Below are 25,453 nucleotides of genomic sequence, written 5' to 3' on the forward strand. Positions count from 1 at the left end.
CGATCTAAGGCTCGTCGCGGGTGTAGCTCAATGGTAGAGCAGCAGCTTCCCAAGCTGAATACGAGGGTTCGATTCCCTTCACCCGCTCCAATTTCTTCAATAAAATCAATATTTTAAAGTTTTAGTTTTTGCTGTCGTGTCACTCGTGTCACTCGCCCTTTGACGATCTTGCCGCGACTCTGGAAGGTACCCCGACTGCTTCTCTGATTTTTGTCGCCCTCTGGTGGAGCGGATAGAGCTCGTGCGCTCACCGTTGCCAAGTGCCGGCAAGGTGAAGGTGAAAAGGCCCCCGCCCGAGAGTATTGTCCGCCGCGAGCAGCCATCCGCAGTGTAGCGGATGGCTTCCAGTACCTAAGGTTACGCGTGCGCTACCAGTTGATGGTGACGACAGGCTTGATCAGGTCGGCCGGCTTGTCCTTCATCAGCATCAATGCCGTTTCGGCGTGCTCCAACCCCTCATAACGGTGGGTGATGAGCTTGCTTGGATCGATGCGGCCCGACGTGATCAGCGCAGCGAGCTTTTCCATTCTGAGCCGTCCGCCGGGCATCAATCCGCCTCGGAAGCTCTTGTGACCCATGCCGCAACCGCAGCCGGAACGCGGGAGCTTGATGTAGTCGCCTGAGCCAAGGTAGTTGACGTTGCCGATCGTGCCGCCCGGCTTCATCATGTTGGTGGCCGGAATGAACGAGTCGACGTCGCCACCGGCCACGATCACCTTGTCGACGCCTTTTCCGGCGGTTTTCTCAAGAATCTGCTCGCCGATGTCACCATTCCGGTAGTTGATGCAGTCGGTGGCGCCATATTCAATGGCGATGTCCATGGTTCTTTGGCGGGAGCCGACTGCGAAAATACGCGAGGCGCCACCGATAGCCGCCGCTGCCACGCTCATCAGGCCGACAGGTCCGATGCCGATCACTGCGACGCTGTCGCCGAACTTCACGTCCGCCAGTTCAACGCCATGGAAGCCTGTCGGCATCATATCGGCGAGTAACGTCCCGACCGCCGGATCGATGCCCTCGGGGAGATGGGCAAGGTTGCCGTCCGGGTCATTGACGTGGAAGAACTCGGCGAAGACGCCATCCTTGCTGTTCGAGAACTTCCATCCGCCCAGCATTCCGCCGGAGTGCATCGAGTAGCCCGCCTGTGCCTCGAGCGAGTTCCAGTCCGGGGTAATCGCCGGCACAAGCACCTTGTCCCCTGGCTTGAAGCTCCTCACCAGCGATCCGACCTCGACCACTTCACCGACCGCCTCGTGGCCAAGAATGAGATTGTGGCGATCTCCCAATGCCCCTTCCCAAACGGTGTGCGTATCTGACGTGCAAGGGGCTAGCGCAATTGGGCGGCAGATTGCGTCCATCGGTCCACACTTGGGCGCCTCTTTCTCGATCCACCCGGTCCGGCCAATCCCCAACATTGCGAAGCCACGCATTTCTCTTTCCTTCCATCAAACTTGACAGAAAGACTCTAGATTTTATTCGGCAGCGGGCAATATCGGATTATACCTATGTAAAGACTAAGGAAATTGAACTCGCGGTCTTGGTCGCGGTAAAGTGGAATATAAAGGATTAGAAATCGATTTAGCCCCTCGGCAATGAAACTCGGTACGGAATGGTACGTATGCTTGAGCGCCTGGGAGCGCCGATGAACCATGCTGGCCTGCCGGAGACGACCTTGCGTGGCTCCTTGTGAAGGGGCAGAAAAGCGCAATCGTTGATGTCCCCCGGCACTCGGAGAGGGTTCGATCTCTTTATCCGTTTCGGCGCCGATGGTCAGGCTGTCCGTTCCCGGTTGCGCTTGCGCGTCGCGGCGGCCTTCTTGGCGGACGCCGAGCGTTCCTCCTTTGACCGGGAAGCCGAGGCCGCACCGCCTCTCCGTCCACCCTTCTCGGAGGACTCGTGGGTATCGGGATGGCCACGTCCGGATCCGGACTTGTTGCCGCCACCGCTTTCCTTGTTCACGGTCGCCCAAGCGCGTCGTTCCGCCTCATCCTCGGGCACTCCGCGCGACTCGTAGTTCTCCTCGATGTGTTGGGCCTTGCGCTTCTGCTTGTCGGTGTAGGCGGATTTGTCTCCACGGGGCATGGAATGTCTCCTTGCAACGGGCGGGTTTCCACAAAACCACTCGCTTGCAGGAAAGTTCCGGGCCCTGCGGAGTTGGTTGCCGCCGGGCTTTTCCATTTCTTGCCGCTTCCATACGAACGCGGCTTCACACCGAAGCTGGGCCCGGCGATCCACCTACTCCTCAGGCGACCAGGCGATCGGCACGCTGTCCTTGGGGTCGTAGGGCGCCTTGACGAACACTGCTTTCCACGGCGTGTCGCCACGGTTGACGACATGGTGGCCTTCGCCGGGTTCGCAGCGCAGGAAGTCGCCGACCCCGAGCACATGCAGTTCGCCGTCGACGTACATGTGAACCTCGCCGGCGATCGTCAGGAAGTTCTCCTCGATGTGCTGGTGCTTGTGCGTGTTGAAGTGCTGCCCCGGCAGCAACGTGACGACGCCGATGTCGACGCGAGGGCCGCGCAGCAGATATTTGGGGCCATGATCGCCGAAGCGATAGGTGTGCTCGTCTTCTTTGGTTTTGAACATTGCTTCTCCGTCGCCGTCCCCGTCCGGACGGCGGTCCTTGCTTGAATCTGAAAATCGGCGCTGCCGCTCTACCTTGATCGGCGTCAGAGACCGGGGGCCTTCCACATCGAGCGGGTGATGCCGGCGTCGACGAGACGGCGCTGGGCGGCGTAGGCCTCGCGCCAGCGCTCGGTAACCTCCCCATAGAGAGAATGGCGGCTGATATTCGGCTCATAGCGCCGACGCCAGCGGACGACGGCGTCGGCCGCTTCCGGCAGCGATGCGTATTCGCCGATGCCGACCCACGCGGCGAGACCGGCGGCCAGCGCCGTCGCTTCGGTCACTTCCGGCACCTTCACAGGCAAACCGGTGACGTCGGAGAGGATCTGCCCCCATAGGGCGCCCTTGGAGGCGCCGCCGGCGAAGACGAGATCGGTCAGCGTTACGCCGGCGAGATTGGCCGCCAGCTGGAGATTCTCCGACGCGACGATCGCGGCATTCTCCTGGATGGCGCGGAAGATCTGGGGCTTGCCGCAGACGGTGGCATCGAGCGACAGGTTGAGGAGCGACGGCGCGGCATGATACCAGGCGCCGCAGTTCATCACGTCAGAGAAGATCGGAAGGATGCCATTGGCGCCGGGCGCCACGGTGGCCGACTTTTCCTCGAGAAGCGCATAGACGTCGATGCCCCGCTCGCCGGCGATCCGCTTTTCCTCGTCACAGAAGGCGTCCCGGAACCAGCGGGTGGTCATGCCAACCATGAAGGCGATGCCTTCGGCCTGGCTGAGGCCCGGTACGACATGCGGATTGACGCGCACCCGCATGGCCGGATCGGCGATCGGGCGGGGCATGTTGACCACTTCCTGCCAGAATGTGCCACCAAGCACGGCCGCTTCGCCGGCACGACCGACGCCGAGGCCGAGTGCGCCGAACTGCACGTCGCCGCCGCCGACCACAACCGGCGTTCCCACGGCGAGGCCCGTGTCGGCCGCGGCGGCGGCCGTCACGCGGCCAATGGCGGTGCCCGTCTCGTGAACGGGCGGCAGAATGGCGGGGTCGATGCCGGCGCGGCGGGCGATGTCGGCATCCCAGGTTCGGGTGTCGAGCGCAAGAAGGCCACTGGTGCCGCCGTTCGAGGGATCGCAGGCGATTTCGCCGCTGAGGCGGGCGACGATCCAGTCGGACAGCATGCACATGCGCGCCGTGCGGGCATGGACGTCCGGCAGGTGACGTTCGATCCACTTGAGGCGCGGAATGGCGCCCAGCGCGAACGTCTGGCCGGTCACGGCATAGGCCTCACGCTCGAAGTCCGGCATGGCCGCCTTGAGAGCCTTGGTCTCGTCGGAGGCGCGCGAGTCGACGTTGGCGCAGGCCCAAAGCTCGCGCCCGTCCTTGTCCCACAGCACGATGCCTTCGCGCATCGACGTGGCGCTGACGGCGCGGATGGCCGAAGCCGGCAAGTTGGCCGAGGCCAGTGCACGGCGTACGCAGCCGGCGAGAAGCGCCCAGTTGGCGGAGCAGTCGAACTCCATGGATCCGGGGTAGCGAGGGTCGCTGAGGTGCGTCCACTCCTCCTGCGCGACGGCGACCTGACGACCGCCCTTGTCGAAGATGACCGCGCGGCCGCTACCTGTACCGGCATCGATGGCGAGAACGTGAGGACTGGTCATGCTTGATCTTTCTCGATAATGGCCTGGGCGGTCGGCTCGTCGGTAATCAGCACGTCGATGCGGCCACCGCGGGCGGCGGCCCGAATGGCATCGACCTTCTTGGGACCACCGGCCGCGGCGATGACCTGCGGGATGGCCGATAGAGCCTCGAAGTCGAGGCCGACCAGCATCTTGTGGAACGGCAGGTCGAGCGGCTCGCCGGTCTGGTCGTAGAAGATGCCGATGATGTCGCCGACGGCGCCCTGGCGGCGGAAGATCTCGAACTGCGAACGGCTGGCGTAACCGGACGCGATCAGCGTGGCCTCGTCGGCTACGGCTCCGATGCCGACCAGCGCATAGTTGGCGGTACGGGCCATGCTCATCACTTCGACGACGTGCCGCTCGGCCCGGATCGCCTCGGCGATGCTCTCCTGCGACACGACGAGCGGGGCGGGAATGAGGTGGACGTTCTGCGAGGAGCGACCGGAGGCGACGCCTTCGATGTAGGCGGATACACCGCCGGTGAGGCTGACCAGCGAGATGTCTTTATAGGAGAGCGTGCGGGAGAGCCGCTGAAGCGTGCCCATCACCGTGGCGCCCCAGCCCACGGCCAGCATTTCCTGGTCCTTGAGGCGGCCCATCAGATACTGGCTCGCGGCCTCCGCCAGCCGATCGTTGACGTTGCCGGTCTCCTGAGCCGGGATGACGCGCGCTTCATCAAGGCCGTATAGCTCCTGCAGGCGGGCTTCCAGGGCGAAGCAGCCGCCATAGCTCGAATTGATGTGGACATGAATGAGCCCCATCTTTCGGCCGCGATCCAGCATGCGCGACACCTTGATGCGAGACAGGTTGAGCCGCTCGCCGATTTCGCTCTGCGTCAGACCATCGTGGTAATAGTGCCAGGCAACGCGGCTCAGCAGCTCTTCCTCGTGCGGCTCAAAAGCCAACTCGTCATAGGCTTCGTTCACGTCACTCACCTTCATGACATTTGCACGGGCACTCCCAATGGAGAGCTCGAACGTCGTTATCGACGATCATATGATCACGATGCGCACATAAGCGCAAGATGTGATGTTCTCGATCATCATTAAGTCGCATGCGGCAAAATGTCGACTTTTGAAAAATAAATACAAATCAATGAGTTGAGGCTTATCTGTCATATTGCGTCGGATTTGCAGGTCGGTTCCAATGGCTGTCACTATCACTTATGTGCAGAATCTGGGTTGACGATGTGGGCCCTGCAGCGAATAATCGGGTGTGCAATTGATAAGGCGGTGTTCATTTGAACGACTGGTACTGCTGATTGCAGACCCCGCACCCCCTTGGAGGACCCCATGGCCGATTTGGACGACGTGAGAGAAGGCAAGGATTTCGGATTGGACCAGCCGGTGGAGGTCAAGGCATTCCCCGTGCGTGGCTCCGCCGCGCTCGATTGGGGCATGCAGGACCGCCTGGCGCGCATCTTCCAGCCCAAGAGCGGCCATACCGTTATGCTGGCTTTCGATCACGGCTACTTTCAGGGACCGGCCACCGGCCTGGAGCGGCTGGATCTGACAATCCGTCCGCTCGTCCCCTACACGGATGTGCTGATGTGTACGCGCGGCGGTCTTCGCCAGACCATGCCGGCCGACAGCCGCAAACCCGTCGTGTTGCGCTGCTCCGGTGGCATGAGCGTTCTGACCGAACTGTCGCGTGAACTGGTGGCGGTCGACATCGAGGACGCCATCCGCCTCAACGCATCGGCGATCACGACCAACGTTTATGTTGGTGCCGAGTACGAGCATCAGTCGCTCGCCAACCTCGTCAAGCTGATCGACACGGGCAACCGCTACGGCATCCCGACCATGGCCGTGACCGGTGTTGGCAAGGACATGGCGCGCGACGCCCGCTACTTCGGTCTCGCCACCCGCATTTGCGCCGAACTCGGCGCCCATATCGTCAAGTCCTACTATATCGACAATGGCTTCGAGAAGGTCGTGGCCGGCTGCCCGGTTCCGATCGTCATCGCCGGCGGCAAGAAGCTCCCCGAGCGCGACGCGCTTGAAATGGCCTGGCGTGCCATCGACCAGGGTGCTGCGGGCGTCGACATGGGCCGCAATATCTTCCAGTCCGATTGTCCCGTGGCGATGATCTCCGCCGTGCGCGCCGTGGTGCATGACGGCGAGAGTGTCGACAAGGCCTACGACATCTACAAGGCCGGCAAGGCCAAGGCGGCCTGAGCAGCCACAAGGACCGCGAACCGCACCTCCGGGGCCCCTAATGGCGGCCCCGGAGGGTCGCCCCGGAGGAGGGGTGCCGAAACGCGGGTAAAGCCCGGCGTTTCCAAGTAAGTTGGGAGACTGTCGACATGGCGGGAACCTCGCCGACCGACCAGCGAACGCCGTTGGTCGAAGCCAGGCAAGTCTGGAAATTCTTCGGCTCCATCGCCGTGTTGCGCGGCGTCGATCTGACGTTGCGGCCGGGTGAGGTGCACGCACTGCTCGGCGGCAACGGCGCCGGCAAATCCACGCTGATGAAAATGATCGCCGGTCTGCATCGCCTCGATCGAGGCGAGCTCCTGGTCTGTGGCGAAGACGCTTCGGCCATGACGCCGGTCACAGCCCGCCAGGCCGGCATCCATCTGGTTCCGCAGGAGCCGATGCTCTTCCCGAGTCTCTCGGTCGAAGAGAACGTCCTGATGCACGTTCCGGGCAATCGCAAAGAACTGCGCGCCCGCCTCGAGACGATGATCGCCGAGATCGGCGCCGGCATGACGCTGTCCACCCAGGCCGGCCAGCTCGAGGTTGCCGACCAGCAGATGGTCGAGATCCTGCGAGGCCTCATCCGCGACGCCCGCATCCTCATTCTCGACGAGCCGACCTCCGCCTTGACGCCGCGCGAGGTGGGCAAGCTGTTCGAGCGCATCCGTGCGCTCACGGCCCAGGGCGTCGGAATCTTCTTCATCTCCCACAAGCTCGGTGAGATCCGCGAGATCGCCGACATCGTCTCTATTCTGCGCGACGGCCAGGTCGTGCTGGCCGGTCCGCCGAAGTCCTTCACCGACGCCGAGATCGTCGCTGCCATGACGCATGTCGAGGGCAAGGACGGCTTTACGCTCGGCCGCGTCGGCGCTCCGGTTGAGCGGGGGGGCGAACGGTTGCGCGTCGAAGGGCTCGCCGGCGAGGGCTTCGCCGACGTGACCTTCTCGTTGCATTCCGGAGAAATTCTCGGTCTCGCCGGCGTGGTCGGTTCGGGCCGTACCGAGCTTGCCGAAACCATCTATGGCATTCGCCCCGCCGCTCGTGGCCGTATCTTTGTCGACGGCAAGCCGTTGGCCGCTCATGGTCCGCGCCAGAGTCTTGACGCCGGCGTCGTCTACCTGCCCGAGGACCGTCAGGTTTCCGGCTTGTTCGTCAACGCTCCCCTCGTCTGGAATGCGTCGGCGCTGGTGTTGCACCGTGGCCGGGAGTGGCTGCCACTCGCCAGGGAACGGGCCGACTTCTCCGAGCAGGTCAAGCTCCTGGGCATCGTCTGCGCCAACGCCGACCAGCCGGTCCGCACCTTGTCGGGCGGCAATCAGCAAAAGGTGCTGCTCGCCAAGTGCCTCGCCGCCGGGCCGCGCGTCCTGATCCTCGACGAGCCGACGCGTGGCGTCGACGTGGCCGTGCGCGCCGACATCTACCGGCTGATCGATCGGCTGGCCGGCGAAGGGCTCGCCATCCTCTTGATTTCCTCCGACCACGAGGAAGTCGAGCGCCTCAGTCACCGCGTGCTGGTGATGAACCACGGTTATCCGGGCGGCCTGCTCGAAGGCTCCGACATCACCATCAATGCCATTGCCCGCCTCTCCTTCGGGGTCGGCGCCAAAATGGACGCTGCGCAATGATCATCCGCTTCCTGCAGCGCCACCGCGAAGCTTCGGTCGCGCTGATCATCGTCTTCCTGTTCGCGGTCCTCGGCCTCGTCGATCACAGCTACCTGTCCCTGGACACTTTGCTTCTCGTTTACGGCAACAGCCTCATCCTGTTCGTCCTGGCGATCGGCGCCACCATGGTGATGGCGACGCACGGCCTCGACGTGTCCGTCGGCTCGATCATGGGGCTCGCGGCGGTGGTCGCCGGCCTCCTGATGAATGCCGGCTGGGGGCTCCCCGCCTCCATCGGCGCAGCGCTTCTGGTCGGTCTTCTCTGCGGCCTGTTCAATGGCGTACTGGTGTCGTTGTTGAAGGTGTCGGCGATCGTCGCCACGCTCGGCACACTGGGCCTTTATCGCGGCTTTGTGTATCTCCTGTCCGGCGGCAGCTGGATCGAAGGCCTGCCGGAGAATTTCAAGGCGCTGACCAAGACCGGTTCGCTCGGCCTGTCGCCGGTCGCCTGGCTGGTGCTGGTCCTGTTGATCGTCGCCCACCTCGGCCTGCGCTACACCGCCTTTGGCCGCTCCATGTTCGCCGTCGGCGACAACCGAGAGGGCGCTCGCCTCATCGGTATCCGCGTCAACGAGGTGCAGATCGTCGCTTATGGCCTCAATGGTCTGCTGGCCGCGCTGGCTGGCGTCATCTTCGCCTCTCAGATCGGCTTCATTCCCAACACCGCCGGTACCGGCATGGAGATGCGGGCCATTGCATCGAGCGTGCTCGGTGGCGTCAGTCTCCTGGGGGGCACGGGGACCGTGATTGGCGCGGCGCTCGGAGCCTACTTCATGACCTCGATCGACAGCGTTCTCGTGCTGCTGCGTCTCGAGGCCTACTGGAACGACATCATCGCCGGCGCCATCCTGCTGGTGGTGCTGATCACCGACGGCAAGATCCGCGAGGCCGTCGATCGTCTCCTCCGCTACCAGAAATACCGCAAGTTCATCGATCCGCAGGCGGCCGGCCAGCACGGCGACGCCGCCAAGGCCGCGACGCGGCCGCTCAAGACGGCGCTTGAGACCTCGGAGGCGCACAAATGAAACTGCATCCCGCCCTCAAGCGCTGGGAGAGCGTGCTCGCGCTGCTCCTGATCGCCGAGATCCTGCTGTTCGGCGCCATCAACCCCGTGTTCCTGCAGCCGTCCATGCTGCTCTACGCCACGTCCGACTTCATCCACGTCGGCATCACGGCGCTGGCGCTGACGCTGGTCATCATCACGGGCGGCATCGATCTCTCGCTCGGCTCGGTGATGGGGCTCTCGGCCATCACCCTCGGCATCCTCTGGGTCGGTGGCTTCGACATCTGGGTGGCGGCCGTGGCCGCGCTCGCCGTCGGAACGATGGGCGGTATCTTCAATGCCGTCGCCATCCATCTCTCCAAGGTCAACCCGCTGGTGATCACGCTCGGCACGGGCTTCCTGTTCGGTGGAGCGGCACTGGTCCTGTCCGGTCTCGCCGGCGCGACGGGCTACGAAGGCATCAGCAACTTCGATCCAGCCTTCGTCAACCTCGCCAATCTTGAGGTCCTCGGTCTGCCGCTGCCTTTCGCCCTGTTCCTGGCGCTGACCGTCGGCTTCATGGCACTGCTGCATCGCACCCGCTTTGGCCGCTATGTCTACCTGATCGGACAGAACCCGCGTGCCGCCGCCTATGCCGGCACGCCGGTGTTCCGCACGCTGGTGGTCGCCTATGCCCTGACCAGTCTGATGGCGGCGCTGTCCGGCCTGATCCTGGCATCCTATTTCGGCTCCGCCCGTTCGGACTTCGGCACGACCGCCCTGATGCCGGCGATCACCGCCGTCGTGCTCGGCGGCACGTCGATCTACGGCGGTTCGGGCACCATCCTTGGTACGGCGCTGGCCGCTCTTCTGGTCGGCTATCTGCAAACCGGTCTTCAGCTGGTCGGCGTGTCGAGCCACGTCTCGAGCGCCCTGTCGGGTGGCCTGTTGGTCATCGTGGTTGCCTTGCGCAGCCTCTCGGAAATGGGACGCGTCTGGTTCCAGCATCGTCGCGTCTTGAGAAACGTTGCGGCCGAATGACGGTCTGACGTTTGAGGAGGAGGGCCCGGAAAAGCGGGGTGTTCAGCCTCGGGGGCCATGTCTTGGAAGGAGAGCACAATGAAGTTTGGTACCGTTTCCCTCGCGCTTGCCGTCACCGCCGCCGCGACCTTCGCCGGTCCGTCGGTCGCCGCCGACAGCACCCGCATCGCCTTCATTCCGAAGCTGGTGGGCGTCGGCTTCTTCACCTCCGGCGGCAAGGGGGCCGTCGAAGCCGGCAAGAAGCTGGGCGTCGAAGTGACCTATGACGGCCCGACCGAGCCGTCGGTGTCCGGTCAGGTGCAGTATATCAACACCTTCGCCAACCAGGGCTTCAATGCCATCGTCGTCTCCGCCGTGTCGCCCGACGGTCTCTGCCCGGCGCTGAAGCGCGCCATGCAGCGCGGCGTCAAGGTTCTGACCTGGGACAGCGACGTCAACCCCGAGTGCCGCAGCTACTACATCAACCAGGGCACACCGGCCCAGCTCGGCAAGCTTCTGGTGGACATGGCTTCCGAACAGCACCCGGCCGACAAGGCCAAGGTTGCCTTCTTCTATTCGAGCCCGACGGTGACCGACCAGAACCAGTGGGTCGAGCAGGCCAAGGCGCTCATCGCCAAGGACAAGCCAGGTTGGGAAGTCGTCACCACCCAGTATGGCTACAACGATGCCCAGAAGTCGCTGCAGACGGGTGAGAGCATCCTGAAGGCCTACAAGGACGTCGACATCATCATCGCCCCCGACGCCAACGCGCTTCCGGCCGCCGCCCAGGCCGCCGAGAACGTCGGTCGCGCCGGTCAGGTGACCATCGTCGGCTTCTCGACGCCGAACGTGATGCGCCCCTATGTCAAGCGTGACACCGTCAAGGCCTTCGGCCTCTGGGATGTCACCAAGCAGGGCGCCATCTCCATCTACGTCGCCGATCACCTCATCAAGAACGGCGCCATGAAGGTTGGCGACAAGCTCGACATTCCCGAGATTGGCACTGTCGAAGTCAGCCCGAACAGCGTCCAGGGCTACAGCTACGAAGCCGACGACAACGGCATCATCCTGCTGCCGGAGCGTCAGGTGTTCACCAAGGACAACATCGACAACTTCGACTTCTGATCAATCGGATCATCGCTTCGCGAGACGGCGGTCCCTCCCGTCTGCCGTCCGCTCCTCCCCCGTCGGCCATCCCCCCATGAGGCCGCGCGGGATTCCGGAGAGCCGGCCGCCATCCACCGGCGGCCGGCCATCCTTTTCTTGCAATCAATATGGAGGCCACGCCATGCACGTCACGCTCGTCGAGATCAACGTCAAGCCCGACCGCATCGACGATTTCCTGCGCGTCTTCGGCGCCAACCGCGAAGGCACCATTGCCGAGCCCGGCTGCCGTCGCTTCGATGTCTTGCAGGATCCGGCGGAGCCCACCCGCTTCACCATTTACGAGGCCTTCGTCGACGAGGCGGCCGTGAAGTTCCACAAGACGACGCCGCACTATCTGAAGGTGAAGGCCGAGCTCGAGGACATCATGACCGGCCCTCGCAGCCACAAGGTGTATGTCGGCGTCATGCCGCGCGACTGACGAGGTCCCGATGTTTCCCACTCCGGATGATCTTGCGACGCGCGACGCGCTGAAGGCCTTCCTGCGCCGCGCCGCGCCCTCCCTCAGCGTCGGCCTTCTGGCTGCCGACGCCATGGCCTATGGCATGGCCATTGCCGAACTGGAGGCGGCGGACAACGCCCTCCTGCACTTCGACGTCATGGATGGCGTCTTCTGCCCCGGCTTCACTGCGGGCCCGCCGCTTGTCGCGGCTTCGCGCACGAAGATGCTGAAGGACGTTCACCTCATGGTGGCCGATCCGATCGCGATCATCCCGGCGGTGCTGAAGGGCGGGGCCGACATCGTGCATGTCCACCCCGAGGGGCTCTCGCATCTGCATCGGGCTCTTGCCATGCTGGACGTCGATGTATCCGGCCGACCGGGGCGGCGCGTGTTGCGCGCCGTGGCGCTCAATCCGGCAACGCCGGTGGACATTCTCGAATCGGTTCTGCACGAGATCGACATGGTGACGTTGCTTGCCGTCGATCCTGGCTGGAGCGGTGGCGCCCCCGACGCGGCGCTCGGCCGCAAGGTCGAACGGCTGAGGTGGCTTGCCAAGGAAGCCGGCGCCGATCCGCTGATCGCCATCGACGGCGGCATTACCGAGGCGACCATTGGCATCGCTGCCAGCTTCGGTCCGGACGTGATCGTCTCCGGCAGCGCCGTCTTCAAGGCAGGCGCCAGCATCGCCGACAATCTCGACGCGCTGCGCCGGGCCGCTGGCAACTGACATCGGGCGAAGCCGGACACCGGCTTTGCCCCGTACCTCGGCCTTGATGGCAAGGCCGGCGTTGCCGGTGCCTTGCGGTTCTATGGGTATCGGGAGCTAGGGCAGCACGTCCACAGCTTCTGACCCCCTCCCGGTTTGCCCGGCTATTTGCGACGGCCATCTTTTCGGGCTTGAAACAGCCGCTCCCTTGCTGGATCACTGACACTTGCGCAGAGCTCAAGTGAACGAGGTTGATCGTGGGGCGTATCAACGAAGGGCCGGGGGATGGTGATCGCGATATCCAGGAAACCGACGCCATGCGGGCACGCGTCGCCTGGTATTATTTTGTCGGGGGGCTGACGCAACAGGAAATCGCGCGCAAATTCGAGATCACGCGCACACGCGTCAACCGCATCGTCGGTCAACTCCGTGCAGAGGGCTCGGTTCGGACGGAGATCAAGCTGCCTCTCGTCGGCTGTATAGAGCTCGAGAGCAAGCTTGAAAGCCAATTTGGACTGCAGTCGGCCCGCGTCGTGCCCCATTTGGAGGATGACCGCGAGCAGCAACGGGTGATTGGCGAGACCGCCGGCGAACTTCTGGATTCGCTTCTGGAAGACGGATCCACGCTTGGCGTCGGCTGGGGGCGGACGCTCGCTTCCGCCTTGCCGCGTGTATCCCCTCGCAATCAAACCAATGGCTGGGTGGCGACCTTGATGGGCGGCATGACCCAGGGACTTGGCACAACGACGTTCGAGTTGGCCACCGCGTTCGCCAAGGTCCTCGGAGCGGAGTGCTTCTATCTGGCCGTTCCCATCTACTTGCCGACCGCCGACAGTCGGCTTCTGCTCGCAAGTCACTATGGCATCGCCGATGTCTTGACCCGCATCAAGCAGCACATGGACATCGCCTTCGTATCCTGCGGCGACATGTCCTTGCGCTCCCAGCTTGTGGGCACGCGGGTGGTCTCAGAACACCTCTCTTCCCTCCTGGAGGCGGGCGCGGTTGGTGATTTGCTCGGCCTGTTCATCGACGAGAACGGAAAGCCGGTGAATCATCCCCTCAACGAAAGGCTCATGGCGCTGGACCTTGAAGATCTGAGGGGCGTCCATCAATCCATTCTCGCGTCCGGTGGCGTTCACAAGATGCCGATCATACGAGCCGTGTTGCGCGCCGGTTATGTGAAGCACTTGGTGACGGATGAGCGCTGCGCGGACCTGTTGTTGCGTTCAGTCTGAGGGAAACCATGGCATATGGAGTGATCGCCGTTGATGTCGGGTCGCATCAGGTCCGGGCCGGGCTTTTCGATCTCGCCGGAACACTTGTGGAGCACGCCCGACGCGACATCTCGCTCGGCCAGCACAGCAACGCCATGGCAACCTACCAGATGGAGGAAATCTGGGCTGCAGTCTGTTGTACGGTGGCCCACTGCGGCGCGCAGGCTCGCGCCCATGACCTGACCGTCACAGGCCTTGCCTTCGATGCGACATCGTCTCTTTACGTCGACAACGATGGCAAGCCGATCGCCGAGGGACAAGGGGACGTCTTCGGTTGGATGGATCATCGGGCGCAACGGGAAGCGGCCGAGATCAATGCCACGGGCCATCCCTATCTTCAGTACTTCGGTGGAACGATCTCGCCGGAAATCCACTTGCCGAAGATTGTCTGGTACGAGCGTCACCGATCCGGTGATCTGGACGATCACGTCCAGTTTCGCGATGTGTGCGACGAGCTTGCCAGACGGGCCACGGCGGTCGACGCCCGGTCGAAGTCGGCGCTCGTCTGCAAGTGGCCCTTCGTGCCGTCACAAGATGACACGTGGTGCGCCGATCTGCTCGACACCCTGGGATTGGGCGGGCGCGCCGGCCTGGGTTCCCCCGCGGATATCGCGCGCGGGCTCGCCAGCGCTCTGGGGGGCGTTTCGAAAGAGGCCTCCCGTCAGCTCGGCCTGCCCGAGGGGGTCGTTGTGGGAACGGGTGCGATCGATGCCGAAGCCGGCGTGCTCGGCAATGTCGGAGCGGATCTCGATGCCGTCGTCGGTCGGACGCTCCTGATGACCGGGGGAACCTCGACGAACTTCATGGCGTTCTCGACCGACTCGCGCTTCATTGACGGCGTCTGGGGACCATTTCGCGACGCCGTTTTCCCCGGCTACTGGATGCACGAAGGCGGACAAAGCTTTTCCGGCGGAGCGCTTGACGCTGTGCTGAAGCAGCATCCGGCAAGCCCCGGCGAACCGACCGCCGACAACCACCGCCGGGCCGCCGCCGACGTTCTGGCTCTCCTCGCCGAGGAGGGGCGATCGTTCGCGGCGCAAAAGCATCTGGTTCCCGACTGGCTGGGCAACCGCGCGCCGCTCAACGACAGCCGGGTGCGAACGATCATGACCGGCCTCGGTCAGGAGCTCGACTATCGATCATTTTTGGAGAGCTACTACGCAACTGCCCGCGGGCTGGCGCTGCAGATGCGGCAGGTCATCGAGCACCTGAACGCCCACGGATATGCGATCGACAAGGTGCATTTGTCGGGCGGCCATCGGCACAACCCGCTGCTGGTTCGGCTGTACGCGGACTGTTTCGAGGGGGCGCTACATCTTTGCGAAGCGCCCGAACCGGTACTGGCCGGAACGGCCATGATGGCTGCGGTGGCGGCCGGTCATTATCCGACCTTGCGTGCCGCCGCCGCCAGAATGTCGACAAAAACCAGACTGGTGGAGAGGGATGCCGACCGCGTCGCGCAGCTCGAGGCCGACTACGACGTGTATCTGCGCCTCTACGAGGTGAGGAACGAGATCTTCCGGGCCGGTCTGCCGACACCATGAGGCACTCACGGCCGACGACAGGCCCAGTATCGCCAGCTTACTCCAGATTGGTGTGGTTGGCACGCATCGCCTCTGGCGATACGTCGAGAAGCGCGCGCAGCTTGAGGATCATCACTTCGAACAGGACGAACTGAGCGCCTTCATAGAGCGAGCCCATCGGCAGTACGGAGGCGGTGGCGCCACGATCGTTGGCCATGGTCTGGGCGGGAAGCGTCAGCACGAGATCGGCTGCCTTGGCGCATCGACCGTCCGGCTGGGCGGTGATGAGCAGGGTCTCGGCGCCGGCCGCTTTGGCGACCCCCATCAGGGCTTCCACTGTGGAGAAGAACCCCGGCCCGGCCGAGACGATCAGGAGATCGCCCTTCCCGATGGGGGGGGTGGTCACGTCGCCGACCATGGAGGCGCGACACCCCAGATGGTAGAGGCGCATGCAGAACCCTTTGATCTGCAGGCCCTCGCGTCCAACACCATAGAGAGCTATCCGCTCCGCCGCGGCGATCTTGCGGATCGCGCGCTCCACGTCTTCGTCATCCAGTCGCTCGAAAACCCGTTCGAGATCGGTAATTGCGTCACGATAGAGAGTCGTCATTTGTGAGTTCCGCAGTTGGACGCATGATTGGAGGCTTGAAGTTCCGAGCCGGGAGTCATCCACCGAGAGGGGAGCCTTCCGCGCCGAGGGGGGCTTTCTGGCGCTTGACGGCCAGTGCCGTCAGATGGCGGACGACCATGCGGCGGAAGAAGAAGTTCAGGGCCATGAATGCCAGGAGCAGCGCTCCCCAGATCATTTTCTTGGCGAAGGGCGACAGGCTGGCGATGGTGAAGGCATTCTCGACGCACTGCAGCAGTAGGACCGTCGGCAGTATGTTCAGCAATCGACCGCGACCGCCGTCCGGATCCATGCCGGCGAGCACCGCCACCAGAATGGCTTCCAACTGAAAGGAGTCGCCGAAGCCCACCTTCATGGAGTTGAAGCGCGCCAGCATGACCAATCCCGCCAGCGAGGCCAGGGCGCCGCATATGGTGTAGGAAATCAGGATAGTGCTCTCTAGCCTGAGCCCCCCGAACAGGGCTGCCACCTTGTTCTCGCCATAGAGGAAAAGGCTCTTTCCGAAGACGGAGTTGTTCACGAAGAAGGACACGCCGACGAAGATGACGAGCACTAGGCAGAACGAAGCTGGAATGAGGCCGAAGACGTTGGATGACACGGCATCGACATAGGCGGCGGGCATGCCGGTGATGCCGGCGCCGCCGGTCAGACCGGTGCCAAGGCCGGCAAACACCATCATCGAGCCGAGGGTCGTGAGCAGCGGCGGAATACCGAAGCGGACGATAACGATGCCGTTCAACAGACCGGCGCAGACGCCGACGGCGAGCGCTACCAGACAGGCAAGCCCGATCGCGACGTCCTGCCCGAGGGCGGCCAGTACTGCCTCCGAGGTCATCAGGCGGGCAGCGAAAATGCCGGCTAGATTGGCGACGGCGATGATCGACAGATCGATGCCGCCCGACACCATCGACAACCCCATGGCCAACGACAACAGCGCAAACTCCGGCGTCTGCTGAAGAACCGAAACCAGGTTGGTCGGGTTGAAAAAAGCGGTTCCAAGACTGAGGAAGATGAGAGCGAGCACGCCGGCGATCATCGCGTAGAGGACGCTCTGGCCGAGACCCTCCTCGTCCAGTCGGGCTGGAAGAAGCCAGCGCCAGCTGACGCCGTGGGTCGATGACTTGTTGTATCCGTCATTCATCGCGGCGCTCCCTTTAAATGTTATCGAAGTTGAGTTGGCGAAGATTGCGCATCTTTGCCCGGTAGTGCGAGATGGATGCGATGAGCACCAGCGCGCAGCCGATGAAGAACTTGTTCCACGATGCGGAAAGGCCAATGGTGACCAACGTGTTGTTCAGAAGGGTAACGAGGGTCATGCCCAGCAACACGCCGGAGACCGAACCGGCGCCGCCACTGAGCTTGGCGCCTCCGATCACCACGGCGGCGAGGACGAGCAGCTCGTTGCCGACAAGAGTCACTGGATCGACCAGACGGATGTCCGAGACCATCATCACGCCCATCAGCCCGGCAAGTGCCCCGGCATAGGCGTAAATGACGAGGTTGATTTTGAGAAGGTTGACGCCGCAGCGTATCGCGGCGAGCCGGTTGGAGCCGATCGCATAAGTGGCGCGGCCTATGGCCGTCCTATTGAGCAGGTACCAGGTCGCGACGACGGCGAACACCAGCGGCACGACGAACACCGACAGCCCGACGAATCCTGGCCCGTCCGGAAACTCGAAGAGAACGTCGGTGCCGAAGTAGCGCAAGGATTTCGGCATGTGGCCGGCGGTGATGGGGCCGGCACCAAGGAAGACCATCAGGACGCCCTGGATGACGCCCTGCATGGCCAGAGTGGTAATCAGCGTCGGCAGGGAAAACAGGGAGATGATCAGGCCGTTGATGGCGCCGACCAACGCCCCGATCGTCATCGCCACAATCAGAGCGAAGGCCAAACTGTCGAGGCCCGTCCATTTGGTGATCACGGTGGCGACGTAGGCCGAAAGGATGGCGTTGGCCAGGAACGATACGTCGATACCGCCGGACACCATTACCACCAGCACGCCGAGCGCGACCACCGTCCAGGCCGCGCCGCTGCGGATCAGGTCGAACAGGGAAGCCAGCGACAAGAAGTCGGGAGAACGCAAGGCGACCATGACGACATAGACGACGATGAGGAAGGCCAGGAGCGACAAGCCACCCTGACTGCCGACACCTCGGCCCAGGAGCCGGGCCAGCAGCCTGGTCTGTGTCGCCCCGCCTGCCTCGACTTTCTTACCGGTATCCTGCGGCTTCATGTTCACACCTTGGTTGTTCTCTTGGCTTTTTTGCGTATGGACATCGACTGCCCAAGGAACCCTGCCGTCCGGCGCATCGCCTGGAGCACTCTCGGCAAATCGGTCCTGCCTTGCCGAAGTTGCTCTAGCTCGTCTGACGAAGCCCGCTGGACAGGTTCTCGACGGTGAGCGTCTCGCCGTGGAACTCGGCGGCCAGCGTGCCGGTCTGCATCAGGAAAACCCTGTTGCAACTCATCACCAGCTCCTCGAGGTCGTCGGAAATCATGATGACGCCGCGCCCTTGGCGAGCCAGTTGGCGGACGATGTCGTGGATTTCCATCTTGGAGCCGACATCGATACCGACGGTCGGGTTGTCGAGGATCAGGATCTTGGGATCGGTGGCGAGCCACTTGGCCAGCACCACCTTCTGCTGGTTTCCCCCCGACAGACTCTGAACAGGCTCCTCACCCGATGGGGTCTTCACCCGAACCTTGTCGATCCAGGTGTCGCCGATGGTTCGCTCGCTTGCCTGCGAAAGCAAGCCGAACCGCCCTGCACTGCGCTCGAACACCGAGGATGCGATGTTCGTCATGATGGCCTTGCGAGCGAACAGCCCCTGACCGTGCCGGTCCTCCGATACCAGGGCGATGCCGTTGGTGATCGCCTCGCGAGGAGAACGGGGGCTGTGCGGTCGTCCGGCGAGGGTGATCTTGCCGGCATCGGCCGGGTTGAGGCCAAAGAGGGTGAGGGCGAGTTCGGTGCGCCCCGATCCGGTCAGACCGGCGAAGCCGATGATCTCCCCGGGCCGCAGCGAGAACGAGACGTCGTGATACTGGTCGCGACGGCGTAGGTCTTCGACGACCAGCAGGGGAGTGGCGATCTGCTCGAACTCCTGCTGCGTCTTCTCGCCTTTGAACTCGACACCGGTCATCAGATAGCTGAGCCGCGTGGTGGTCAGCTCGGCGGGGGCATAGTCGCCGACTTTCCGCCCATCTCGCAGCACATAGAAGCGATCGGCGATTTCGAACAGCTCGTCGAGTTTGTGGCTGATGAAGACGATCGCCATGCCCTTGCTCTTGAGTCGGTGAACCATGCTCAGCAACTGGGCGACGTCCCGGCTCGGCAGGGCAGTGGTCGGCTCGTCCATGACCAGAAGTCGGCAGTCCTGCGTCAAGGCGCGAGCGATGGCAGCCGTCTGTCGCGCGCCGATCGGCAGATCACCCAACCTTGCGTGCAACGGCAAGTCGGCGCCGAGTTCGTGCAATGCTTTTGTCGCAATCCTGTCCACCTCGCGCAAGTCGACCCAGCTGCGATGTCGGGATTGCACCACATGGAAAGCAATGTTCTCCGCAACGGTCAGGTCGGGGAAAATTGACAGGTCCTGGTAGATGATCTCGATGCCGAGCGCCATGGACTGGGACGGCGTCAAGCTGTCATAGGCCTGCCCCTGCCAAATGATTTTGCCGCTGTCGGGGGTCTCCCCACCGGCGACGCACTTAATCAGCGTCGACTTGCCCGATCCGTTGGCACCGGCGAGACAGAGGACCTGTCCGGCCTCGATGGTCATATCCACGGCATCGAGAGCCTGGGTGCCGATATAGCGCTTGCTCAGTCCCTCAAGACGCAGCAGTTCCATTATGTGGTTTTCTCCAACGAATCCGATGGCCGGCCGCACGCCGGCAGGCGCGACATGGGTGCCGATGTTTTCGGACGTCCGCATGATCGGGCCTCACAAGAAACCTCACCGACCCGGACATCCGGCGTCGGGTCGAGCACATCGTAGGTCTGCAACTTGCAAACTCGCCAAAGGCCGGTTCAGGGAGGGCGTCGCAATCTGCCTCCCGTCAGTCCGTTTTGGCTTGGCCTGCATGACAGGTCTCGCCCCTCATCGGGGCGAGACGCGACTGTCACTGTGGCGACGTCACTGGCTCATTGTTTATAGTATGAAGAAGTAGCCCAGTTGACCGATCTTGATGCGCTGAACCAGGGTCCGGTGGCTAGAAGCCATAGTCCCCGTAGTTGTCCTTGGTCAGCACCAGTGTCGCATTGCCGTAGACGACCCCGTTCTCGATGGTCACCTTCTCGTAGCCGGGCCGCTTGAGGTCGATGCCGGCTTCGATCGGCTCGCCCTTCAGCGCCTTGTACGCAACATAGGCAGCGGCATAGCCGGCGTCGGCGGGGCGCCAGCACTGGGCTTCGGCCTGATAGCCCTCTTCGAGATAAACGCCATTGATGCTCGGGAGACCGAGGCCCACGACCTTGATATCCTTGCGGCGCAGCTTCTCGACGGCAAGGGCGGCCATCGACGAGCCGGAGACCGAGCAGCCGAAGAAGCCCTTGAGGTCCGGGTACTTCTTGAGCGTCTCGTTCACCTTGTCGAGCGCCGTCTTTTCGTCGTTGTTGTCTTCAAGCGGCTCGGACAGGACGAACTCGAGCTTGGGATAGTTCTTCTTGGCGTATTCGAGGCCGGCCTTGAACCATTGCATATGCGTTTCCATCGTCAGCGCGCCGACGATACCGGCATATTTGCCTTCGCCACCCATGGCCTTGGCCAGGTTCTCGAACATCAGTGCCCCGAAGTCTTCGTTCTTGAAGGCTTCAACGTCGTAGTTGGAGACGCCGGCCAGGCTCTGGGCCTCGTGGCTGATGACGATGATACCGGCCTTGCGCGCCTTTTCGAGGATGGGCTTGATCGACTGAGGATCGTTGGGCACCACCAGGATGGCGTCGACGTGCTTGGCGATCAGGCTTTCGACCATCTGCGCCTGCTTGGCCGGATCACCGCTTTCCGGAGCGATCTGGTAGGCGTTGGCCCCGAAGTCGGCGGCAAACTGTTCGACGCCTTTCCGCATGTCGTCGAACCAGGAGATGCCCTCCTGCTTGGCGCACATGACGATTTCATACTTCTTGCCGGATTCGGCGCCGAAAGCCGCCCGTCCCATCGACCCTAAGGCCAGCATGCCCGCTCCACCAACGAGGACGGATCTTCTCGTGATCATCTTGGCTCCTCCCTCCGCACATATGTGCTTCAAAAAACACATATGTGTTACGCCCGCTTGGTGGAGGGTGTCAATAGGAAGCCAAGCGTTCGGAAGCCACGCGAATGGCCGCAGGGGAGGAAGCCCTTCATCGATCTTGCCGCAGCTTTCAGACCACAGAGCGGACGTTTGATGACGTTCGCCGCTTGTCTGCGGATCTATCGAGTGGCTAGGGTTTGGTGCATGATGCCTTTGAAGCAATGACGACCTGACACGGCGTGTCCTGTGACAGGATCGGAGCTGGCCAGGATTGCATGCAATGCCGGCGATCTCGACGCGGCGGATGGCCGACACCGGCGTCACCGTCAGTTCAGCACTGCCCGGGTCGACGTTGTCCTAGGGGTTTGCCGACATGCTGGTCAGGGAGGTGGAGCCTCGCGCCCGAGCGGTCGAGCAAGTCGCCGCCGAAATCGCCATGAGCCACCTTTCCTCGTCGACTATCCAGCGCGAGGCCCGCGTCGACGAGGTAACGAAAGTGGTCGTTTGTGCCTGCTTACCTCAAACGCCAGCCACCATCGGCACCGTCTTGTGAGTCAACGGCGGTGTGCTGAACACTGCCGGAACTCAGATCGGGATCGGACGGCAGGCCCAGGCCCGGCTGTCCGAGCCCGACAGTGCGCGCGCCGAGCCGATGCCGCTTCGTTCGATGCGGCCGAGCAGGTCCGTGGTGATGGCGTTGATGGCGTTGCCGCCGCCATAGATGAACGCGGTGTAGACCTGCACCAGGTTGGCGCCGGCGGCGATCTTCAGGTAGGCGTCCTCGCCGGTCATCACGCCGCCGACGCCGATGATCGGCATCGCCCGGCCGACACGTTCGCGCATCTTGGCCAGTACGATCGTCGAACGCTCGAACAGCGGCTTGCCGGACAGGCCGCCCGGCTCGGTCGCCGTCGGCCCGAACACGCCGCTTCGCGACAGCGTCGTGTTCGAGATGACGAGACCATCGGCACCGCGTGCCCCGATGACGGCGGCGATATCGTCGAGCGCTGCCTCGTCGAGATCGGGCGCGATCTTGACCAGCACGGGCGTTTTCCGGCCGACGGCGGCAGTTGTTTCATCGCGCGCCTCGATGATCTGGGCGACGAGATCCGACAGGGCGGCGCTTGCCTGCAGATCGCGCAGGCCGGGCGTATTGGGCGACGAGATGTTGACGGTAAAGTAGGAGGCAAGTCCGGCGAATGCCTTGATCCCCGCCACATAGTCGGCGGCGCGATCGGTGCTGTCCTTGTTGGCGCCAACATTGACGCCGATGACGCCGGGCCGCCCACCTCGCCGTTCCAGCCGCTTCAGGGCATGGGCGTGCCCTTTGCCGTTGAAACCGCAGCGGTTGATCACCGCGTTCGCCTCGGGCAGACGAAAGATGCGCGGCTTCGGATTGCCCGGCTGCGGCCGCGGCGTCAGGGTGCCGACCTCGACGTGGGAGAAGCCCTGGTTCAACAGCGCATCGGCGATCTCGGCGTTCTTGTCGAAGCCGGCGGCCAGCCCGATCGGATGATCGAGCCTCATGTCGAAGAAACTGGTGGCCAGGCGGTCGTCCACCACCTTCGGCAAGCCGGGGGCCAGGTTGAGACGCATGGCGGAGATGGCAAGCGTGTGGGCGACTTCCGGATCGCAACGCCGGAGCATGGAAGCACTGAACGAGCCGATCAGTTCGGAAAGGTTCATCGGCCGGTCTCCAGGTCGGGAAACTGATGGGCGCCGTCAGGTCCGAGCGGAAGGGGGACGACAAATTCCACCGCCGAGAACTCAAGAGGCGCATAGAGATGAGGGAAGAGGTCGCCGCCGCGCGAGGCTTCCCACTTCAGCGCTTCACCAAGAGTGCTCGTCTCGACGCCGACGAGCAGGAGATCGTTCTGGCCGGCAAAGTAGAGTCGTGCCGTCTCCTTCACCTGCGCGGCCGATGACAGATGGATGAAGCCGTCCTCGAAGTCTACGGAGGCTCCGGCGAACACGCCGGTTGCCTCGGCTGCTTCCCAAAGTGCGCGCGGGGCGATCTTGTAGACGAGACGATCCATGGGCGGGGCTCCGAAAGGCCGTGGCTTTTTCGTAGGTTCAATCGGCGTTGCCAGTTCACTCGGACGGAATGAAGTTCACCGGTTAAGGGAGGGCTTCTTGGCCGAGCCGACGGGCTATGAGCACGGGCCGGAGTAAAGGCATGCGGCCGTGTCTGGCAAGAGCAATTTGACGAGAGCGGTGCAAAGGACCGGAATGACGGGTGCAGTCTCCTTGGCAGGAAACGCCCCGCATGGAACCGACGGCAGCGTCAGGGGGGCGGTGTCTCTCCGCAAAGCGCAATCATTGCCAGCAGTTTCAAGGTGTTGCCGTAATAGTCCTCCTTGGCCGCGGGCCTTGCCAGCAACGCGGCCCACAGGGCATCGAGCCATGCCTGGTCTGCGGAAGCGTTGTTGCTTCCCGCCATGGCGCCGGCCGCGAACATGGCGATGAAAGCCGCCGATCCCCTGTCCTGGTCCGGAGGAACCCGTCCGTCAAGGCGATAGGTCGTAGCGATCCGCATAGGATCGCCACCGCTCACCGTTTGGATCCATCGATTGATCGTGACCAGATGGGAGGCCGCGCGCTCGTCGCCTGTCATTAGGAAGTCGAGGGCCAGCCGCCAGGGAAAGCGCAGAGCGTTCCAGGAGAAAGCGCCGTCGAAACGACCCTCGAGGAAGTTGGTCGGAACGGGATGTGGTTCGTCCGGCAGACCGGTCAGAAAATCGGGAACAAGGCCTGTCTTTCGGGCGTATTGCCGGGAAAGTCTCCCCCAGACGAGATAGCCCCGATCGCGAAGCTCACTCCACCGTTTGGCATCCCGATCCCCAACGGCTGCGAAAGCGGCGAAACTCGCCGGCATGAAGTCCGAGGATCGTGAAGAGCCGGCATAGGTGCCGTCTTCATCGCTCCGTGCCCAGTCGCCGAGCATGATCATGCCGTCGGGGGTAACTTCGCGAACAAGTACGGCCGTCCGGACGGAGGCGGCTAGCGCGCCATATTCCCCCCAGCGCTGATCGGCCTTCAGGAGCGCCAGCGCTATGTCGAGGTCGCCATCCGATGCAGAACGGTTACCGCCGTCCGGCGCATCGCGGCAATCGCGCGTCTGATTCCATGCCATGAGACCGGGATCGGAAACTGCGGGGTGCGCCAGAAAGAAATCTTGCATCAGGTCGAAGAGTCGATGCGCGTCCGGATCGCGGTCCTCCATCTGAACCAGCGCCAGCATGCCGTATCCGTGCGCTTCGGATACCGTCAGCGTGTTGGAGGCGCTTCCGCCCCAGGTCGTCTTGCCGTCACCGGAGGTCGCGACATAGGCGCCGCCGCAGCCCTCGCGCAGGTAGAGTCGCTTCCATTCGGTCCAGAACGAATCAAGGGCCACGTAGCGCTCGCTTTGAGGCATCGACGGATAAAGCGGCAATGCCTGGGCCGCCACGGGAAAGAGAAGCATCAGAACGAGAATCGCTTTGCGCATGGGAATCCATTCCGATGTACGCGAGAGTAAAGGCGACTATAGGCCTCTGATGCCGATGCAGAACAGCCAAGCTCGGCGACAGCTTGCTCGTATAGCGAGAATCCAGCATTTTCCGCGGCACACGCTCCGGCAAAGGAAACGTCTCAGGCGATGGCTCGACAGAAACGGCACGGCTTTCTCATGGGTTGCATGGCGCCTTTGGTGGCCGGCTCTGCGCTGACCGCCGCAGCGCTGCTCTGGCTGTCGGCGGATGCCGAGCGGGAGGATCTGGCGAAAGTCCGGCCGACCATACTCGATTTCGGCCGTCTGCCATCGCCGCCTGTCCTGAGGCAGCCGCTTGCCGCCAAGGCGCCGCCGCCTGTCGAGGTTGCCCTGGGCTCGGCGTCCGATGCGCGAGCTCCCGACCTGCCGTCGGCGCCTTTGCCTCCGGAGAGTTTCGAAGCGCTGTTCTCCCGTATCACCGTGCTCGACACCGCTCGCTTCCGAGCCGTGCGCGAGCGGCAGGCGCTGGTCGTCCATCTGGCCGGCATCACCGGCCTTGCCTTTTCCGAGACCTGCGATGGGGCGGCCGGCCGCTGGAGCTGCGGCGCGCGGGCTCGTGCCGATCTCGCCCGGCTGATCGGGCCCCGATCGGTCGGCTGCGTCGGCATCGTTCCCCAGGGTGAAGATGGTGAGAGCGCTGCGGATTGCTGGGCCGGCAGCCGTAATCTCTCGCTGTTCATGGTGAGCCGGGGCTGGGCCGAGCCGGTCGACCCCACCGACCCTCTGCTGGCCCCCTATGCGGCCAAGGCGAAGCGTGAAAAGCTCGGCCGCTACGGCGACGGCAGCTTGTCGCCATCGGACGAGTGAGAAAGGCCGGCGCGAACGCCGGCCCTC

The 25,453-nt window shown here is 63.4% G+C and carries 24 protein-coding genes and 1 tRNA gene; 12 read left to right on the top strand and 13 right to left on the bottom strand.

Annotation, left to right across the window (positions count from 1 at the left end):
• Positions 1–16: 16 nt before the first annotated feature.
• Positions 17–90, top strand: a tRNA-Gly gene (locus tag M4J40_RS10830).
• A 278-nt stretch (positions 91–368) separates the two neighbouring features.
• Here the strand turns inward: M4J40_RS10830 and M4J40_RS10835 are convergent.
• The 5 genes from M4J40_RS10835 to M4J40_RS10855 form a co-directional block, all read right to left on the bottom strand.
• Complete coding sequence (locus M4J40_RS10835; protein ID WP_251754144.1) at positions 369–1,430, bottom strand: NAD(P)-dependent alcohol dehydrogenase; 1,062 nt, start codon at positions 1,428–1,430, stop codon at positions 369–371.
• A gap of 340 nt (positions 1,431–1,770) precedes the next feature.
• Positions 1,771–2,082 (bottom strand): plasmid stabilization protein, encoded by a 312-nt coding sequence (locus tag M4J40_RS10840; protein ID WP_251754145.1) that lies wholly within the window; start codon positions 2,080–2,082, stop codon positions 1,771–1,773.
• Positions 2,083–2,235: 153 nt separating this feature from the next.
• Positions 2,236–2,589, bottom strand: coding sequence for a cupin domain-containing protein (locus tag M4J40_RS10845; protein WP_251754146.1), 354 nt, complete (start codon positions 2,587–2,589; stop codon positions 2,236–2,238).
• A gap of 83 nt (positions 2,590–2,672) precedes the next feature.
• Positions 2,673–4,238 (bottom strand): autoinducer-2 kinase, encoded by a 1,566-nt coding sequence (lsrK, locus tag M4J40_RS10850; protein ID WP_251754147.1) that lies wholly within the window; start codon positions 4,236–4,238, stop codon positions 2,673–2,675.
• Positions 4,235–5,185 (bottom strand): sugar-binding domain-containing protein, encoded by a 951-nt coding sequence (locus M4J40_RS10855; RefSeq protein ID WP_251754148.1) that lies wholly within the window; start codon positions 5,183–5,185, stop codon positions 4,235–4,237. The genes lsrK and M4J40_RS10855 overlap by 4 nt, the downstream gene beginning before the upstream one ends.
• A gap of 366 nt (positions 5,186–5,551) precedes the next feature.
• Between M4J40_RS10855 and lsrF the strand changes: the two genes are divergently transcribed.
• The 9 genes from lsrF (at position 5,552) to M4J40_RS10900 (ending at position 15,253) form a co-directional block, all read left to right on the top strand.
• Complete coding sequence (gene lsrF, locus M4J40_RS10860) at positions 5,552–6,436, top strand: 3-hydroxy-5-phosphonooxypentane-2,4-dione thiolase (protein ID WP_251754149.1); 885 nt, start codon at positions 5,552–5,554, stop codon at positions 6,434–6,436.
• A gap of 128 nt (positions 6,437–6,564) precedes the next feature.
• Positions 6,565–8,082, top strand: a complete 1,518-nt coding sequence (lsrA, locus tag M4J40_RS10865) for an autoinducer 2 ABC transporter ATP-binding protein LsrA (RefSeq protein ID WP_251754150.1) — start codon at positions 6,565–6,567, stop codon at positions 8,080–8,082.
• Positions 8,079–9,146, top strand: coding sequence for an autoinducer 2 ABC transporter permease LsrC (lsrC, locus tag M4J40_RS10870; RefSeq protein WP_251754151.1), 1,068 nt, complete (start codon positions 8,079–8,081; stop codon positions 9,144–9,146). The genes lsrA and lsrC overlap by 4 nt, the downstream gene beginning before the upstream one ends.
• Positions 9,143–10,144 carry an ABC transporter permease subunit gene (locus tag M4J40_RS10875; protein ID WP_251754152.1) on the top strand — a complete coding sequence of 334 codons (1,002 nt, stop codon included), beginning with the start codon at positions 9,143–9,145 and terminating at the stop codon, positions 10,142–10,144. Before lsrC ends, M4J40_RS10875 begins: the two co-directional genes overlap by 4 nt.
• A gap of 78 nt (positions 10,145–10,222) precedes the next feature.
• A complete protein-coding gene (gene lsrB, locus M4J40_RS10880) occupies positions 10,223–11,248 on the top strand; it encodes an autoinducer 2 ABC transporter substrate-binding protein LsrB (protein ID WP_251754153.1) in 1,026 nt (341 codons plus the stop codon).
• Between the two features lie 163 nt (positions 11,249–11,411).
• A complete protein-coding gene (locus tag M4J40_RS10885) occupies positions 11,412–11,708 on the top strand; it encodes an antibiotic biosynthesis monooxygenase (protein WP_251754154.1) in 297 nt (98 codons plus the stop codon).
• Positions 11,709–11,718: 10 nt separating this feature from the next.
• Entirely contained in the window at positions 11,719–12,456 is a 738-nt protein-coding gene (locus tag M4J40_RS10890; RefSeq protein WP_251754155.1) for a ribulose-phosphate 3-epimerase, read from the top strand.
• A gap of 236 nt (positions 12,457–12,692) precedes the next feature.
• Entirely contained in the window at positions 12,693–13,670 is a 978-nt protein-coding gene (locus M4J40_RS10895) for a sugar-binding transcriptional regulator (protein WP_251754156.1), read from the top strand.
• An 8-nt stretch (positions 13,671–13,678) separates the two neighbouring features.
• Positions 13,679–15,253: an FGGY-family carbohydrate kinase gene (locus M4J40_RS10900; protein ID WP_251754157.1), complete on the top strand. Its 1,575-nt coding sequence runs from the start codon at positions 13,679–13,681 to the stop codon at positions 15,251–15,253.
• Positions 15,254–15,290: 37 nt separating this feature from the next.
• On the opposite strand, the gene M4J40_RS10905 is transcribed toward M4J40_RS10900, so the two are convergent.
• The 5 genes from M4J40_RS10905 to M4J40_RS10925 form a co-directional block, all read right to left on the bottom strand.
• Complete coding sequence (locus M4J40_RS10905) at positions 15,291–15,842, bottom strand: SIS domain-containing protein (protein ID WP_251754158.1); 552 nt, start codon at positions 15,840–15,842, stop codon at positions 15,291–15,293.
• Positions 15,843–15,897: 55 nt separating this feature from the next.
• Positions 15,898–17,001: an ABC transporter permease gene (locus tag M4J40_RS10910; protein ID WP_251754159.1), complete on the bottom strand. Its 1,104-nt coding sequence runs from the start codon at positions 16,999–17,001 to the stop codon at positions 15,898–15,900.
• Positions 17,002–17,014: 13 nt separating this feature from the next.
• Positions 17,015–18,094, bottom strand: a complete 1,080-nt coding sequence (locus M4J40_RS10915) for an ABC transporter permease (RefSeq protein ID WP_251754160.1) — start codon at positions 18,092–18,094, stop codon at positions 17,015–17,017.
• Between the two features lie 124 nt (positions 18,095–18,218).
• Complete coding sequence (locus M4J40_RS10920; protein ID WP_251754161.1) at positions 18,219–19,793, bottom strand: sugar ABC transporter ATP-binding protein; 1,575 nt, start codon at positions 19,791–19,793, stop codon at positions 18,219–18,221.
• Between the two features lie 277 nt (positions 19,794–20,070).
• Complete coding sequence (locus M4J40_RS10925) at positions 20,071–21,072, bottom strand: autoinducer 2 ABC transporter substrate-binding protein (RefSeq protein WP_251754162.1); 1,002 nt, start codon at positions 21,070–21,072, stop codon at positions 20,071–20,073.
• Between the two features lie 391 nt (positions 21,073–21,463).
• On the opposite strand from M4J40_RS10925, the gene M4J40_RS10930 reads away from it, so the two are divergent.
• Positions 21,464–21,643, top strand: coding sequence for a hypothetical protein (locus M4J40_RS10930; RefSeq protein ID WP_251754163.1), 180 nt, complete (start codon positions 21,464–21,466; stop codon positions 21,641–21,643).
• 32 nt (positions 21,644–21,675) lie between these two features.
• Here M4J40_RS10930 and M4J40_RS10935 read toward each other — a convergent pair whose 3' ends face one another.
• The 3 genes from M4J40_RS10935 to M4J40_RS10945 all read right to left on the bottom strand — a co-directional run bounded on the left by M4J40_RS10935 (position 21,676) and on the right by M4J40_RS10945 (position 24,577).
• On the bottom strand, positions 21,676–22,761 hold the full coding sequence (locus tag M4J40_RS10935; protein ID WP_405030744.1) for a quinone-dependent dihydroorotate dehydrogenase: 1,086 nt from the start codon (positions 22,759–22,761) through the stop codon (positions 21,676–21,678).
• Between the two features lie 11 nt (positions 22,762–22,772).
• On the bottom strand, positions 22,773–23,126 hold the full coding sequence (locus tag M4J40_RS10940; RefSeq protein WP_251754165.1) for a DUF952 domain-containing protein: 354 nt from the start codon (positions 23,124–23,126) through the stop codon (positions 22,773–22,775).
• Between the two features lie 248 nt (positions 23,127–23,374).
• Complete coding sequence (locus tag M4J40_RS10945; RefSeq protein WP_251754166.1) at positions 23,375–24,577, bottom strand: glycosyl hydrolase family 8; 1,203 nt, start codon at positions 24,575–24,577, stop codon at positions 23,375–23,377.
• 150 nt (positions 24,578–24,727) lie between these two features.
• On the opposite strand from M4J40_RS10945, the gene M4J40_RS10950 reads away from it, so the two are divergent.
• Positions 24,728–25,426, top strand: coding sequence for a thermonuclease family protein (locus M4J40_RS10950; RefSeq protein ID WP_251754167.1), 699 nt, complete (start codon positions 24,728–24,730; stop codon positions 25,424–25,426).
• Positions 25,427–25,453 lie beyond the last annotated feature (27 nt).

The sequence above is a fragment of the Pleomorphomonas sp. JP5 genome (assembly GCF_023721815.1).
Taxonomy (GTDB): domain Bacteria; phylum Pseudomonadota; class Alphaproteobacteria; order Rhizobiales; family Pleomorphomonadaceae; genus Pleomorphomonas.